The organism is Blautia pseudococcoides (assembly GCF_001689125.2).
Classification (GTDB): domain Bacteria; phylum Bacillota; class Clostridia; order Lachnospirales; family Lachnospiraceae; genus Blautia; species Blautia pseudococcoides.
Genome location: NZ_CP015405.2, coordinates 2,909,819 through 2,923,956, shown reverse-complemented (window position 1 = coordinate 2,923,956; position 14,138 = coordinate 2,909,819). Strand labels below are relative to the sequence as shown.

The following is a 14,138-nucleotide window of genomic DNA, read 5'->3' as shown; positions in this document are numbered from 1 at the left end:
AATTATGAGCGGTCAGATCAACACCATGAAGGATATTATCGGCTATGCGGCGGAAACTTACGGGGAAAATCCTGCCATCCGTTATAAAGTCAGAAAAGAAGTCATTACAAAGACATATAAGGATATAAAAAAGGACAGCGAGGCATTTTCCAGGGCTTTGGACCACATGGGAATGCTGGGAAAGCATGTGGCTGTCATCGGGCCCACCACTTATGAGTGGATCATCACTTATTTTGGAGCCGCAAACAGCGGATGTGTCATTGTCCCTCTGGATGCGCAGCTTCCGGCGGCGGATGTTTGTGAGCTTTTGAACCGGGCGGATATCAGCGTTCTGGTCTATGATGAACTCCGCAGGGATGTGGGGGAGATGGCAGGAGAGAAGTGTCCGGGTATTCAGCGCATGATTTCCATGCAGGCAAAAGAGAGCACAGAGAAGGTCATGTCCCTGCAGAGGCTCCTGAAAATTCATGCAGGCAGCTTTTCCTGTAGTCTGGAGCCGGATAAACTGTGCGCCATTTTGTTCACCTCAGGTACAACGGGCAAGAGCAAAGGGGTTATGCTCACACACCGTAATCTGACCGATAATGCCGCCTGTCTGGATATGAAGATTCCGGCGGGAACTGTATCCATGACCCTTCTTCCCATCCATCACGCTTACTGCTTTACCATGGATATACTGAAAGGAATCTATATCGGCATGGTTATCTGTATCAATGATTCTATCATGCATGTGTCAAAAAACATGAAGCTGTTCAAGCCTGAGATCGTGCTTCTGGTTCCCATGGTGATTGAATCCATTTATAAAAAGCTGAAGGAATCTACAGGGATCCTGCCAAAGAAAATGGTGGCAAAAGCTGCTTTTGGCGGCAATTTAAAAACTATTTGCAGCGGCGGAGCCTATCTTCCCCCGGAGATGGTGGGGGCATTTGCCGAGTACGGTATTACCGTTTTACAGGGGTACGGTATGACGGAATGTTCCCCTGTCATCAGCACCAACCTGGAAGGGGACGCAAAAGAAGGGTCTGTGGGAAAACTCCTCCCCAACTGTGAGGCAAAGGTGGTGGACGAGGAGATCTGGGTGCGGGGCTCCAGCGTTATGATGGGATATTACAAGATGCCAAAAGAGACAGAGGAGACCCTGGAGGACGGCTGGCTCAAAACCGGAGATTTAGGGTATGTGGACAAGGATCATTTTGTGTTCATCACAGGAAGAAAGAAAAACCTGATCATCCTGAAAAACGGGGAAAATGTCTCACCTGAGGAGCTGGAGAACGAGATCAGCAGATCCCCTTTCGTAAAGGAGATTGTTGTCAGGGAGACAGAATCAGTCATAGAGGCCGAGATTTTTCCGGACTATGAATACGCCGCCAAAAAAAGAGTCAAAGATATCAGAGGAAAACTGCAGGAAGTGATCGACAACTTCAATAAAGGCCTTCCTCCCTATAAAAAGATCCACGGACTGAAAATCAGGGAGGAAGAGTTTGAGAAGACACCTTCCAAGAAAATAAAAAGATATTAGCCGGATTTTCCCAAACGCTGCATATACTGCCTGGGTGTCATGTTCCTGTATTTTTTAAAAGCCCGGACAAAGTAGCCGCTGTCATTGAACCCACAATGGTAGGCAGCTTCCGTGACGGAAATGCCTTCCGCGGCCATGAGATAGCAGGCCCGTTCAACGCGGTAATAGTTCAGGTAATCTATGGGTGTCCTGTGGATCACCGCACGGAAAAAACGGCAGAAATATTTGGATGACATGCCGGCCAGCCTGGAGAGGTCATCCAGAGTGATCGGGTTTTGATAATTCAGTTCAATATATTCCAGCACGGGCTTTAGCTGCTGGAGCCTGCCTTCTGCATTGTCCCTGGAGGCACAGGGGGTGTAATATTCCCCGGCAAATACAATTCCATAGAGTTCAAAAAGCGCTCCGAGGGAAGTCATTTCCCATCCGGAGCTTTTTTTGCGCAGGGAACTATACAGGGTTTCTGCACAGGAAAGGATTTCAGGCTGTTTTTTGGTGAAACGCATAAGGATCTGAATCTGGCGGCGCTGAATCTGATAAAGATAACGGCGCACAGCGTGTGTGTGCATGAGCAGAGGCTGAGGGTCAAAAACCGCACACTCATAGATGCAGTTCTCCGGTTCCCCGCCGTGGATTACGCCCTCCCCAATATAAATTAATTCCCCTGCGCTTACCATATACTCCCTGTCATCCAGACTGAGGCGGAGCTGTCCCTCCAGAACGCGGAGCAGCTCGGTCTCCTTGTGCCAGTGAAAGGGCATGTGATAGCGGGGATGGTGTTCATCCACGTAGTAATAGGCCAGAGGGAGATCTGCTGTTCCGTGAGCCTGTTTTTCATTATAGTCCAGATAATGCATAGGTGCCTCCTGTGGATCACCCCATGGTTGAGCATGATCTTGCATAAGTTTTTTTTCGTAACGGTGAAGGTGGTGAAGAGTCATGGAAAATGTGAAAATTGTCCTGTTTTTTGCCATTATATCACAGGAAATATATTGAAAACAAGGTTAGGATGAGAATATAAGGAAACTATGGAGCAGTTCAGTTACTGTTCACGTTATAACCGATTCAGACTCCCCTGTCCGAAAAGCGGAGGCTCATAGGGGAGCGGACTATTATCAGTATGGAGGTACAGAAAAAATGGCAGAGAGCAGATTGATCGGAGCATATCCCGTAATTGGAATCAGACCAACAATTGACGGAAGAAGAGGATACCTGAAAGTGCGGGAATCCCTTGAAGAACAGACTATGAATATGGCAAGATCCGCAGCCCGGCTTATTGAGGAGAACTTGAAATATTCCAACGGCCAGCCGGTAAAAGTAGTGATCGCGGACACTACCATAGGGCGTGTGGCAGAGGCTGCCGCCTGTGCGGACAAATTCAGAAGAGAAGGGGTGGATATTACCCTGACAGTGACCCCGTGCTGGTGTTATGGAGCGGAGACTATGGACATGGACCCACAGACCATAAAAGCAGTCTGGGGATTTAATGGGACAGAGCGTCCGGGTGCCGTATATCTGGCAAGCGTGCTGGCGACCCATGCGCAGAAAGGGCTTCCTGCTTTTGGAATCTACGGCCATGATGTGCAGGCTGCAGATGCCACGGATATACCGGATGATGTGAGGGAAAAACTGCTGCGGTTCGGCTGTGCGGCTGTTGCGGCAGCATCCATGAGAGGAAAATCTTACCTGCAGATCGGTTCTGTGACTATGGGAATCGGCGGTTCCATCATTGACCCGGATTTTATTGAATCGTATCTGGGAATGCGTGTGGAATCTGTGGATGAAGTGGAACTGATCCGCCGCATGACAGAAGGAATCTACGATGAGGAAGAATTCAAAGAAGCCCTGGCCTGGACAAAGGAACACTGTATTGAGGGCTTTGACAAGAACCCGGAGGCAGTGCAGAAGACCAGGGAGCAGAAAGATGCAGACTGGGAATTTGTTGTGAAGATGATGTGCATCATCAAGGATTTGATGAATGGAAATGAAAATCTTCCGGAGGGATGCGAGGAGGAAAAGGTGGGACACAATGCCCTGGCAGCCGGTTTCCAGGGGCAGAGACAGTGGACGGACTTTTATCCCAACGCGGATTTTGCGGAGGCCATGTTGAATACATCCTTTGATTGGAATGGAGCCAGAGAGCCTTATATTCTGGCAACAGAGAACGATGTGCTCAACGGGCTGGGCATGATGTTTATGAAACTGCTCACCAACAGAGCCCAGATTTTTGCGGATGTGCGTACATACTGGAGCCCGGAGGCTGTGAAGGAGGCAACAGGTTATACATTAGAAGGCAAAGCGGCAGAGGCAGGCGGTTTCATCCATCTGATCAACTCCGGCGCGGCCTGCCTGGATGCCTGCGGGGAAGCAAAGGATGAAAATGGGAACAGTCTGATCAAACCTTGGTTTGATGTGACAAAAGAGGATCAGGATGCCATCATGCAGGCAACTACCTGGAACGCGGCGGATTTCGGATATTTCCGCGGGGGCGGTTATTCCTCCAGATTTTTGACAGACGCGGAGATGCCTGTGACAATGATCCGCCTGAACCTGATAAAAGGCTTGGGGCCTGTGCTGCAGATCGCAGAAGGCTGGACCATTAAACTCCCGGCTGAAGTGTCTGACACGATCTGGAAACGTACGGATTATACATGGCCTTGTACCTGGTTTGCGCCCAGAGTGAGTGGTGAGGGTGCGTTTAAGACAGCATATGACGTGATGAACAATTGGGGAGCTAACCATGGCGCCATCAGCTACGGACATATCGGAGCAGATTTGATCACCATGTGCTCCATGCTGAGAATTCCCGTGGCTATGCACAATGTACCCGAGGAAAAAATCTTCCGTCCTGCCGCATGGAACGCATTTGGTATGGACAAAGAGGGACAGGATTACCGGGCCTGTGCGGCTTACGGTCCCCTTTATAAATAAGAGTGACTGTTCAGTACCCTTGCAGAATCGCTTTTGGCGAATAGGGAACAGAACCGTTACCGGAAAAAGTATGAATTGGAGGAAGATGAAGATGCTGGGAAAACAAATGCTGGCAGCAGATTACGGAGCCTCCGGCGGCAGGGTGATGCTGGGCAGTTTCGATGGGGAAAGGATCTCTCTGCATGAAATTCACCGCTTTGCCAATGAACCTGTGATTTTAAACGGAAAAAGCAGCAGTATCATGTACTGGGACTTTCTGCGGCTTTTCCACGAACTGAAGACAGGCATTACAAAAGCGGGGATCATGCAGGGCAGGTCAGGTGCGGATATCAGCAGTATTGGTGTGGATACCTGGGGTGTGGACTATGGATTGCTGGGAAAAGACGGTATGCTCTTGTCAAATCCGGTCCATTATCGGGATGCCAGAACAGAGGGGATGCTGAAAAAGGCCTTTTCCCGCATGGACAGGGAAAGACTCTATGAGATCACCGGCAGCCAGTTCATGGAAATCAATACAGCATTTCAGCTTATGGCAGAGCAGGAATACAGAAAAGAGCTGTTGGCCCGGGCAGAGCATATGCTTTTAATGCCGGATCTGTTCTCCTATTTCCTGTCAGGGGAAATGGCAAGTGAATACACCATTGCCTCAACCACGCAGATGCTGGATGCGGGAAAGAAGGACTGGTCCGGGGAGGTGCTGGAAGGCTTGGGTCTTCCTTCCCGGATATTGGAGCCGGTGCTTTTGCCGGGAACAAGGCTTGGCAGCCTTAGAAATGAGATCAGGGAAGAGTTGGGGGCTGGCCCCATGGATGTCATAGCTGTGGCAGGACATGACACGCAGAGTGCCATGGCTGCCGTTCCGTCAGAGACAGATGATTTTCTGTTTTTGAGCTGCGGTACCTGGTCATTGTTTGGAACAGAACTGGATGTGCCCCAAATAGACAGCAAATCTTTTGCCTGCAATATGACCAATGAGGGGGGATGCGGCGGCAAAACCTCTTTTTTGAAAAATATCATAGGGCTCTGGCTGATTCAGGAGAGCCGGAGACAGTGGATGCGGGAAGGATGCCAATACAGTTTCGGACATTTGGAATCCATGGCAGGGGATGCGGAACCCTTCGCCGCTTTTGTGGACCCGGATGCGCCGGAGTTTTTACCCGCCGGAAATGTACCGCAGCGGATCCGGGAATTCTGCAGACAAACCGGGCAGAAAGTCCCGGATCGCGTGGGCGGGGTGGTGCGCTGCATTGACGAAAGCCTTGCTCTTAAATATAGGATGGTACTGGACGAAATCTGTGCATGTACAGGCAGAACGTATCAGGCAGTCCATCTGGTGGGAGGCGGTGCCCAGAGTGCCCTTCTGTGTCAGATGACGGCCAACGCATGCGGCATTCCCGTGATCGCCGGGCCTGTGGAAGCCACTGTGTACGGCAATCTAGCCATGCAGCTTGTGGCAGCAGGGGAAGTAAAGAATTTGAAAGAAGTTCGGAGGATCATCCGGAATTCTGAGAATATGAAAGTGTATGAGCCGCAGGATTCAGAGCAGTGGCAGGAGGCTTACGGACAGTATAGAAAGTTTGTTTCGTGAGAGGAATGGGTGCAAGACAAAAAATGGAGGAAATGAAATGGAATTAAGTTATATGGAGCTTAGGGAACAGATTTGCGATGTGTGCCATAAAATGTGGCAGAAAGGCTGGGTGGCTGCAAACGACGGGAATGTATCCGTAAAATTAGAGGATGGGACATTTCTGGCAACACCTACGGGGATGAGCAAAAGTTTTATTACCCCGGAAAAGCTGGTGCATATTGACATGGAAGGAAATATTCTGGAAGCGGAGGAAGGGTGCCGTCCTTCCTCAGAGATTAAGATGCATCTGCGCTGTTACCAGGAGCGGGAGGACGTGGGCGCTGTCTTACATGCGCATCCCCCGGTGGCTACAGGGTTTGCTGTGGCTAATAAGCCTCTGGATGAATATTCCATGATTGAGACCGTGATCGCTCTTGGCTCTGTGCCGGTGACACCATATGGAACGCCCTCCACATATGAGGTGCCTGAGGCCATTGCTCCTTATCTGGGTGAACATGACGCAGTGCTTTTGCAGAATCACGGTGCGCTGACAGTTGGAGCGGATGTCATTACCTCTTATTACCGGATGGAGACCCTGGAACTTTTTGCACAGATCAGCCTGAACGCTCATATGCTTGGCGGAGCAAAGGAAATCTCACGGGAAAATATTGACCGGCTCATATCCATGCGGAAAGGATATGGTGTGACCGGAAGGCATCCGGGATATAAGAAGTATTCATGAGACGCTGCCTGTTTTGGCAGGAGTAAATTTTGTTAAGGATAAAAGGTGAATGTGATGTTAAAAGGGATTCCGAAAATTATTCCACCTCAGCTTCTAAAAGTGCTGGCAGAGATGGGACATAGTGACAGGATCGTGATCGCGGATGGAAATTTCCCTGCCAAGAGTATGGGGAAGGATTGTATTGTTGTGCGGATGGATGGGCATGGAGTGCCTGAGGTGCTGGATGCAGTGCTTCGTCTGATCCCACTGGACGGATATGTGGAACATCCTATGAGTCTTATGGAGGTTATGCCCGGGGATGATGTTAAGACACCAATCTGGGATACTTATAGGGAAATTGTGAAAAAGTATGAGGACCGCGGGGACAGCGTGATCCAGAATGTGGAGCGGTTTGCTTTTTATGAGGAGGCAAAGAAGGCTTATGCTATTGTGGCTACGGGGGAAGAGGCGGTTTATGCTAATGTGATGCTGCAGAAAGGGGTTATTTAGTAAAAAAAGGGACGGGAAACTCCGGCCTGTCCCTCCCCGCCGGAGTTTCCCTGATTTTGGAAGCGGAGGATGTGGGCACTGTCCTGCAGCACACTCCCCGGTGGCTGTGAAATAAAGTACCCACAAAGCAACACATCATTTTTGTTAGAAGTTAAATTCATTTTCCCATGGGAATTCTGCCGATTCCTCCAGGCTTTTAGGCCAGTGGATGCACCAGTCGGGAACCGTTGGGGATTCTATGCGGTCCATGCTGGGCGTGTAGGGCTTGATGTCCAGGACCGGAGTGTTGTCGTTTGCGTCAATGTAGGCTATGTGGATGACGCCGTTTTCGTGATCAATGTATGTGACCGGGGCTGTGGTGAGGGCTATGGGGTTGGGACGGACAGGGGAACGGGTGGCAAAGATGCCCATTACGGGAGGGCATTTTTTGTAGGGCTGTTCCGCTTCCAGTACGGCGCGGGCTTCCTCTGTGTCAAAGTCGCTGAACCACCAGAGCACCTGGATGTGGCTGAAGCCGTCTAATGCCTTAAGAGCCGGGATGTATTCCGGATCCAGGGTTATAAACATTTCTTCACCGTTATTGTGGATAGTTCCAATGGAATGTAATTTGAATGTTGTCATTGTGTATTCCTCCATATATGATTTATTTATGAGTTCAATGTAGACCCTGACATGGTGTGAGAGTCAAGAGGAATATTTTTGACTATAAGAGGTATCTGTATCTCTGTCAGATAGTTTTTGGGGGTGTCTTCATTCCAGGGGCCCCGGTGGACGATCTGCCTGCTTGGGGCAGTCATCTGGTAACGTTCGTTTTTTTGCAGCCAATCTGCAAAGGAAAGGTAGGCTCCGGCTATATTGGAGAAGTGGCCGTATACCATGGTGCAGGCCATGACTGGGACGGGTTCAATAAATCGGAAGCTAAAATCCCCGGTATCTTTTCCGGATCTTATAACGGGTGCACATATCTCTACATCCACCTGTGTTTCCTTATACTCCTGGTCATGGTAAAGGGAGAAGGTGTCAGGGGAAATCTGTATTCTGTTTGCCTCTGCAAAATCCGACATCTCTTTCCAGAGAAGCCCCTCACTGTAGTAATCCGGAAGAATCCTCCTGAGGGAGAGCACCTGAATGCCGGGAATGGATTTAATGGTCACATTGTACGGCATTCCATTTTGTTCATGCAGAATATCTTTTTTGACGAGTTGGATTTTCTGAAGCCGTTCCTGTTCAGTCTTGATGTTTTCCTGAATCTCCCTGTATTTTTTATCCAGTTGTTCTATCAGGGACATTTCATTTTCAGCGGCCAGGGCAGCGGCAATTTCCGACACCTGAAAACCGCTGTCACGCAGATAAATGATTTTGTTCAGGGTGGGGATCTGTTCGGCAGAATACAGGCGGTAACCCGTCCAGGCATCTGTCTTGGCCGGGTTCAGAAGGCCGGCTTCATCGTAATACCGCAGCATCCGGATGGATACCTGTGTCAGTTTTGAAAATTCACCTATTTTAAACATACTTTCACCTGCTGTCTATATTTGTATGGTCAAACCAACACCGACTTCCTCAATATCCATGCACTTCAGCATTTCGGCTTTGGCTTTCAGGGAAACACAGTGACAGGGATACAGAGTATCTGCGGACAGGGCTTCCAGAAAGTGGATGGTTTCTGGAAGCTGTGCATTTTTGTCAAACAAATGGAATCCGCCAATGATACCTGTAACGCGCTGTTCCCGGCAGACTCTGCGTGCATATTCTGTGATGCTGCAGATGCCGCTGTGGGAACAGCCGGTGATAATGAAAAGTCCTTTGTCTGTCCTGCATACCAGTGCGGAGTCGTCCGGGCAAAAGTCCTCCCTTTCTGTGCCGTCTATTATGGATGTACCGATGGCCTTTCGCTTTTCAAAGCTGTAAAGCTCTGGGATCTGCCCCAGGAAAAGACAATCTTCAGAGAGAGAAACAGGCGCTTGGGCAGGCTGGTAACAAAACAGCCTGGTGATATCTTCCGGGGAATAGGGGGCGCCTATGTATTCATTCTCATAGTATTTTGGCTGGAAACACAGGGGATGTGCCACAAGCCGGGCGTTTGGAAGGGCATATTGTTCACGCAGGTATTTTAGGCCTCTGCTGTGGTCATTATGGCCGTGGGAGAGCACAATATGCGTGACGGAATTTAAGTCTATGCCCATGGATCCTGCATTTTGAATGCAAATATGGGAGTAGCCGGTATCAAAGAGTATTTTCATATCATCAATCTCAATGTAATAGCTGACTGCCGGTTCCCCTAAATAATATTGGTCAATATATGTGTTATTATCCACCAGAACGGTTAATTTCATTTGAGAATCTCCTGATCTTATTTTTGGGCATTTCCCAAGGAAAGGCGCGGTCACTCCAGCATGATTTCCTTTAAAGAAATGTTCTTTATTCTAACAGAATAACACAGCATAATACATTCATAAACCAAAATATAAGAAAACAGAACAATAAAAAACGCCTGCCAGTTAAATGTGTAATCAGGAACATTGGGGATATCCTTATAGATGATCTTAACCATACTTTTTATCAGTGCGTACTGATAAAGGCTCCCCACAGCAAATCCTCCATAAGCCACAGGCCGGTATCCGTCAAGAATGGCCTTCCGGCAGTCCTTCTGGGAATATCCGAACACCCGCATCATAGCGATCGTCTTTGTGTTGGCATCCACCACGGTAATCACAGACAGAAAAAGCGTCGTAAGTGAAAGCACGATCCCAATAATAAAAATGATCACAGTAAACATGGGACTTGCCAGTTCATCCATGCCAAAAGTCATAATGCGTATAAATCCACAAATGCCGATACAAAGCCCAGGCGTTCTCCTCACTCAGCCCATACTGTGCCTGAATTGAATGCATGATCTCTTCATGGTTATCATCAATTGCAAAAAGCACATCCTTCACTCCGGGGATCTCTGCCCTCTTCCTCATAAACAAAAGCCGGAAAAGCTGAGGTTCCCTTCCGGCGAATCCAATAGCCTCCTTTCATCCATCCCGTCCGCATTCCGCCAACAGGAAAGAGCAGCGGCCGCTGTTATTTTCCGTCCGTGAGCCATGCAATCCACATGAGCCACATAACCCCATTGCATCTTTCCGCCAAAAATGCTAAACTAAGAACAAATGTTCCTCAACCACAAAAAAACAACAGGTGTCCCCACATGCAAATAAAAAAGCATTCAGTGAACTGGAATATATATAGAAGCAGCGGACAGAAATTTTTTTGGAAAGGCGGAAAAATGATCAAGAGAAGAAAAAAATCTACGCGGACAGTGGAGATGGAAGCAGTTCTAAAAAAAGAGCAGGCATTTCTAAAACGAAATGAGGAGAAGAATGCGTCTTTTCTTGACCGGACTTTGGAAGCAAAGGTTCCGGCAAGACTGCAGGAGACTCTGGATAAGGCATTTGAGAAAGCATTCGGCCTCATATTTGAGAAGGGGACGGATGTGATAGAGAAGACATATTCCAGGGAGAAGATAGAGCACACGTATAAAGTAGATGCCTACGCTGCCGGATTGCTGGAAAATAAAAAAACACTCCGCACATTTACGAAAAAAGCGCAGGCAGCAGGCAGCAGGAACCTTCTTCTGGCAGGGGTGGAAGGGGTAGGCCTTGGGATCCTTGGCATTGGCCTTCCCGACATTCCTCTTTTTACAGGCATGATCCTGAAAAGTATTTATGAAACCGCGCTTCATTATGGATATTCGTATGATACTGAGGAGGAGAAGTATTTCATACTGCTGCTCATACAGGGAGCCTTGTCCTATGGAGACACTCTGAGGCAGATCAATGAGCAGACAGACCGATATATCATGGAGCAGACAGTACCCGGGGGATACGACAGCGGCGATCAGATCAGAAAAACCTCCTCTGTCCTCTCAAAAGAACTGCTGTATATGAAGTTCCTGCAGGGGATTCCGGTGGCAGGGGTAATTGGCGGAGTCTATGATTCGGTTTATCTCAAAAGAATACTGGACTATGGGAAAATAAAGTATAGAAAAAGGTTTTTAATGGACAAAGACAAAGCGCATTGACTTGCAGTAAAATACATTCTATACTTAGAAGAAAGAAGAAATACCGTTTACTGATGCGCTGCCGTTTCCCTAAAGACGGCAAGGCCGTCTGTGAGAAAGGTATGAGGGCAAGTGCATATGCAAAAGAAGATGAGAAACATTTTTCTGCTGGTCGCTCTGGTATTATCCGGGCTTCTGTCCTTATATTCCATGAGGAGCCTCCAGGGAAATGCAAGAGTCATCAACTATACCGGGGTTGTGCGCGGAGCAACCCAAAGGCTGGTGAAAGAGGAACTGGAAGGAACCCAGGATGATGCCCTGATAGATAAGCTGGACGGCATCATAGAAGAGTTGCGCACGGGAAAAGGGGAAAATCATCTGGCCAGGCTCAATGACGCGGAATATCAGGAAATGATGGCCCTTATGCAGGAACGCTGGGAAGAGATAAAGCAGGAGATCCTGAAGGTGAGACAGGGGGCAGACAGTAGTGCACTTTACCGTTTGAGCGAAGAATATTTTGAGCTGGCTGATAAGAGTGTAGGAGTTGCGGAGCAGTATGCGGAGGGTTACGTGCGTATGGCACAGATTTGTTTTGCTGCGCTGACCCTTATATGTACGGCTGCGGCAATCTTTCTGGCATTTTATATGAAGCAGCAGGAGAAAAGGCGTAAGGCAGTTGCACTGATGGAGAATGCCAATCTGGAAAAGAGCCGTAAACTTTCCAGAATGACAGAGGATATTCAGGCGCCCATGAATGAAATCTCTGAACTTCTGTATGTCTCTGAGGTTGACACATATGAATTGTTATTCATAAATGAAGCGGGAAAGCGCAGTTTTCATATAGATGATGTGAAGGGGAAGCTCTGCTATCAGGTACTACAGGGAAGAGATACCCCCTGTCCGTTCTGCACCACCAAATATCTGAAAAGCGGAGAGAATTATACCTGGGAAAATACCAATCCCCTTACAGGCCGGCATTACCTGTTCAAAGACCGTCTGATTGAGTGGGATGGAAAACAGGCGCGCCTGGAGCTGGCTTTTGATACTACGGAAGCAGAGTATGAAAAAGAAAAGCTGCGGTATGCCCTCAGCTCAGAGCAGATGGTGATGGAATGCATCAGAACTCTGTACTGTGAAAAAGATATAGGAGACGCGGTAAAAGATGTCCTGCAGGAGAGTGGTATGTTTTTAAATGCAGAGAGAACATATATGTTTGATCTGACAGGAGGATTTTTCAATAACGACTATGAATGGTGTGCCGAAAATGTGGAATCCCGGCAGGAGGTTCTGCAGAACCTGCACAGGGAACAAATGGAACAGTGGCGCGGAATACTGCGAAAGGAAGGCTGCATAGTCATAAAAAGTGCGGAGGAATTCAGGGAAATGTTTCCGGGAAGTGAGGATATCATCCGGGAACGGAATATCCGCAACTTAGCCATATCCCCTCTGGAGAAGGAAGGGATGGTGGTGGGATGCCTTGGTGTGGATAATCTCCCGGAGGAACGACTGTTAAATATCGGTTCGATCCTTCAGACACTTTGCTACTTTATCCTGCTTTCCTATCGCAGAGCAGAGGATGAGCAGCAGTTGTCCCATCTCAGTTATTTTGATACCCTCACATCCTTTTACAACAGAAACCGCTACATGGAAGATATGCAGAAGCTGGCGGGAAGAGAGGGAAGCGTGGGTATTGTATACCTGGATGTCAACGGGCTGAAGGATATTAATGACCAGTTTGGCCATGCTTTCGGGGATAAAGTGCTTATTGAATGCGCGGAGCGCATGAAACAGGTTTTTCAGGACGGCAGTTTTTACCGGGTGGGAGGCGACGAGTTTGTGATTGTCTGCCCCGGCGTATCAAAAGAGCATTTCCGTGGAAAGGTAAATGCTCTGCGGGCATCTTTCAAAAGAGATGAACTGTGCAAGGCAGCCATTGGTTCCCAGTGGACAGAGAAGCTGGTGGACGTAAGTCAGGCTGTGGCAAATGCGGATGCCAGGATGTATGAGGACAAGAAGGAATTTTACAGGAATAACCCGGTTTCCAAAAGGTACCGTCACCACAGTGACGAGCTGCTTTATCTGACGGATCCTGAAATACTCAGGGAAGAAATCAGCAGGAACCAGTTTGTGGTTTATCTGCAGCCAAAGATTTCATCTTCGGACAGAATGGCAGTGGGCGCGGAGGCCCTGATCCGATACCAGTCCAGGGATGGCTCCCTGGTTCTTCCGGGCAATTTTCTCCCTCTTTTGGAGGAATCCCAGACAGTCAGCCAAATTGACTTCTTTGTGTTTGAATTTATCTGTTCCAAGATAAAAGAATGGAGCATGGAGGGGAAGAAGGGGTTTCCTGTATCCGTGAATTTTTCAAGATATTCCCTGGCCCAGCCGCATTTCATAGAACGTCTTTTAGGCATATGCGAAAAATATAAAATCTCACCCAAATATCTTGAGATAGAAATAACAGAGACCGTCAGAAGCGTCAATGATATTGATATTGGTACTTTGATCGAAAAAATCCGGGAGGCGGGATTTATTGTGACCATTGATGACTTTGGCACAGAATACGCGAATCTGGCTCTTTTGTCGGCAGTGGAGTTCGATGTTTTGAAACTGGATAAGAGTATGGTGGATGATGTGGTGAAAAATCCCAAAGCCCGGGCTATCATAAGTTCCATTGTGGAGATGGGGAAACAGATGGGTATCCAGATCGTGGCAGAGGGGATAGAGACAGAGGAACAGCTTGGAGTCCTCCGTTCCTGCGGTGTGGAACTGGCGCAGGGATTTCTGTTCAGTAAACCGATCGCTGTGGATGAATATGAAAAGAGGTATTTGGATAAATAATGGAACG

General features: G+C 48.3%; 12 protein-coding genes. 7 read left to right on the top strand and 5 right to left on the bottom strand.

Translation table 11 applies throughout. From position 1 onward, the window contains the following. Positions 1–4: 4 nt before the first annotated feature. Complete coding sequence (locus A4V09_RS13960; protein WP_065542892.1) at positions 5–1,519, top strand: AMP-dependent synthetase/ligase; 1,515 nt, start codon at positions 5–7, stop codon at positions 1,517–1,519. Here the strand turns inward: A4V09_RS13960 and A4V09_RS13955 are convergent. Further along, positions 1,516–2,376: an AraC family transcriptional regulator gene (locus tag A4V09_RS13955; RefSeq protein WP_065542891.1), complete on the bottom strand. Its 861-nt coding sequence runs from the start codon at positions 2,374–2,376 to the stop codon at positions 1,516–1,518. The two genes, A4V09_RS13960 and A4V09_RS13955, sit on opposite strands and share 4 nt — an antisense overlap. 280 nt (positions 2,377–2,656) lie before the next feature. Between A4V09_RS13955 and A4V09_RS13950 the strand changes: the two genes are divergently transcribed. The 4 genes from A4V09_RS13950 to A4V09_RS13935 all read left to right on the top strand — a co-directional run bounded on the left by A4V09_RS13950 (position 2,657) and on the right by A4V09_RS13935 (position 7,248). After that, positions 2,657–4,450 (top strand): L-fucose isomerase, encoded by a 1,794-nt coding sequence (locus A4V09_RS13950; RefSeq protein WP_065542890.1) that lies wholly within the window; start codon positions 2,657–2,659, stop codon positions 4,448–4,450. Between the two features lie 91 nt (positions 4,451–4,541). Further along, positions 4,542–6,038 carry a rhamnulokinase gene (locus A4V09_RS13945; RefSeq protein ID WP_065542889.1) on the top strand — a complete coding sequence of 499 codons (1,497 nt, stop codon included), beginning with the start codon at positions 4,542–4,544 and terminating at the stop codon, positions 6,036–6,038. Between the two features lie 37 nt (positions 6,039–6,075). Then, positions 6,076–6,759 carry a class II aldolase/adducin family protein gene (locus A4V09_RS13940; protein ID WP_065544783.1) on the top strand — a complete coding sequence of 228 codons (684 nt, stop codon included), beginning with the start codon at positions 6,076–6,078 and terminating at the stop codon, positions 6,757–6,759. A gap of 54 nt (positions 6,760–6,813) precedes the next feature. Further along, entirely contained in the window at positions 6,814–7,248 is a 435-nt protein-coding gene (locus tag A4V09_RS13935; RefSeq protein ID WP_065542888.1) for an RbsD/FucU family protein, read from the top strand. 144 nt (positions 7,249–7,392) lie between these two features. Here A4V09_RS13935 and A4V09_RS13930 read toward each other — a convergent pair whose 3' ends face one another. From A4V09_RS13930 to A4V09_RS13915, 4 genes are read right to left on the bottom strand one after another with little or no spacing between them, the layout of a single operon-like run. Continuing rightward, a complete protein-coding gene (locus tag A4V09_RS13930; RefSeq protein WP_065542887.1) occupies positions 7,393–7,869 on the bottom strand; it encodes an SAM-dependent methyltransferase in 477 nt (158 codons plus the stop codon). Positions 7,870–7,895: 26 nt separating this feature from the next. Continuing rightward, positions 7,896–8,759: a MerR family transcriptional regulator gene (locus A4V09_RS13925; RefSeq protein ID WP_065542886.1), complete on the bottom strand. Its 864-nt coding sequence runs from the start codon at positions 8,757–8,759 to the stop codon at positions 7,896–7,898. A 15-nt stretch (positions 8,760–8,774) separates the two neighbouring features. Beyond that, complete coding sequence (locus A4V09_RS13920) at positions 8,775–9,581, bottom strand: MBL fold metallo-hydrolase (RefSeq protein ID WP_065542885.1); 807 nt, start codon at positions 9,579–9,581, stop codon at positions 8,775–8,777. Positions 9,582–9,631: 50 nt separating this feature from the next. Next, positions 9,632–10,057 carry an FtsX-like permease family protein gene (locus A4V09_RS13915; RefSeq protein ID WP_065542884.1) on the bottom strand — a complete coding sequence of 142 codons (426 nt, stop codon included), beginning with the start codon at positions 10,055–10,057 and terminating at the stop codon, positions 9,632–9,634. A 459-nt stretch (positions 10,058–10,516) separates the two neighbouring features. Between A4V09_RS13915 and A4V09_RS13905 the strand changes: the two genes are divergently transcribed. Then, positions 10,517–11,311: an EcsC family protein gene (locus A4V09_RS13905; RefSeq protein WP_065544782.1), complete on the top strand. Its 795-nt coding sequence runs from the start codon at positions 10,517–10,519 to the stop codon at positions 11,309–11,311. Positions 11,312–11,428: 117 nt separating this feature from the next. After that, positions 11,429–14,131: an EAL domain-containing protein gene (locus A4V09_RS13900; protein ID WP_065542883.1), complete on the top strand. Its 2,703-nt coding sequence runs from the start codon at positions 11,429–11,431 to the stop codon at positions 14,129–14,131. The last annotated feature ends 7 nt before the right edge of the window (positions 14,132–14,138 follow it).

Coding starts and splice junctions, on each gene's coding strand:
- A4V09_RS13950 (WP_065542890.1), top strand. CDS start 2,657: ATGGCAGAGAGCAGATTGATCGGAGCATATCCCGTAATTGGAATCAGA.
- A4V09_RS13920 (WP_065542885.1), bottom strand. CDS start 9,581: ATGAAATTAACCGTTCTGGTGGATAATAACACATATATTGACCAATAT.
- A4V09_RS13930 (WP_065542887.1), bottom strand. CDS start 7,869: ATGACAACATTCAAATTACATTCCATTGGAACTATCCACAATAACGGT.
- A4V09_RS13955 (WP_065542891.1), bottom strand. CDS start 2,376: ATGCATTATCTGGACTATAATGAAAAACAGGCTCACGGAACAGCAGAT.
- A4V09_RS13940 (WP_065544783.1), top strand. CDS start 6,076: ATGGAATTAAGTTATATGGAGCTTAGGGAACAGATTTGCGATGTGTGC.
- A4V09_RS13935 (WP_065542888.1), top strand. CDS start 6,814: ATGTTAAAAGGGATTCCGAAAATTATTCCACCTCAGCTTCTAAAAGTG.
- A4V09_RS13925 (WP_065542886.1), bottom strand. CDS start 8,759: ATGTTTAAAATAGGTGAATTTTCAAAACTGACACAGGTATCCATCCGG.
- A4V09_RS13915 (WP_065542884.1), bottom strand. CDS start 10,057: ATGACTTTTGGCATGGATGAACTGGCAAGTCCCATGTTTACTGTGATC.
- A4V09_RS13960 (WP_065542892.1), top strand. CDS start 5: ATGAGCGGTCAGATCAACACCATGAAGGATATTATCGGCTATGCGGCG.
- A4V09_RS13945 (WP_065542889.1), top strand. CDS start 4,542: ATGCTGGGAAAACAAATGCTGGCAGCAGATTACGGAGCCTCCGGCGGC.
- A4V09_RS13905 (WP_065544782.1), top strand. CDS start 10,517: ATGATCAAGAGAAGAAAAAAATCTACGCGGACAGTGGAGATGGAAGCA.
- A4V09_RS13900 (WP_065542883.1), top strand. CDS start 11,429: ATGCAAAAGAAGATGAGAAACATTTTTCTGCTGGTCGCTCTGGTATTA.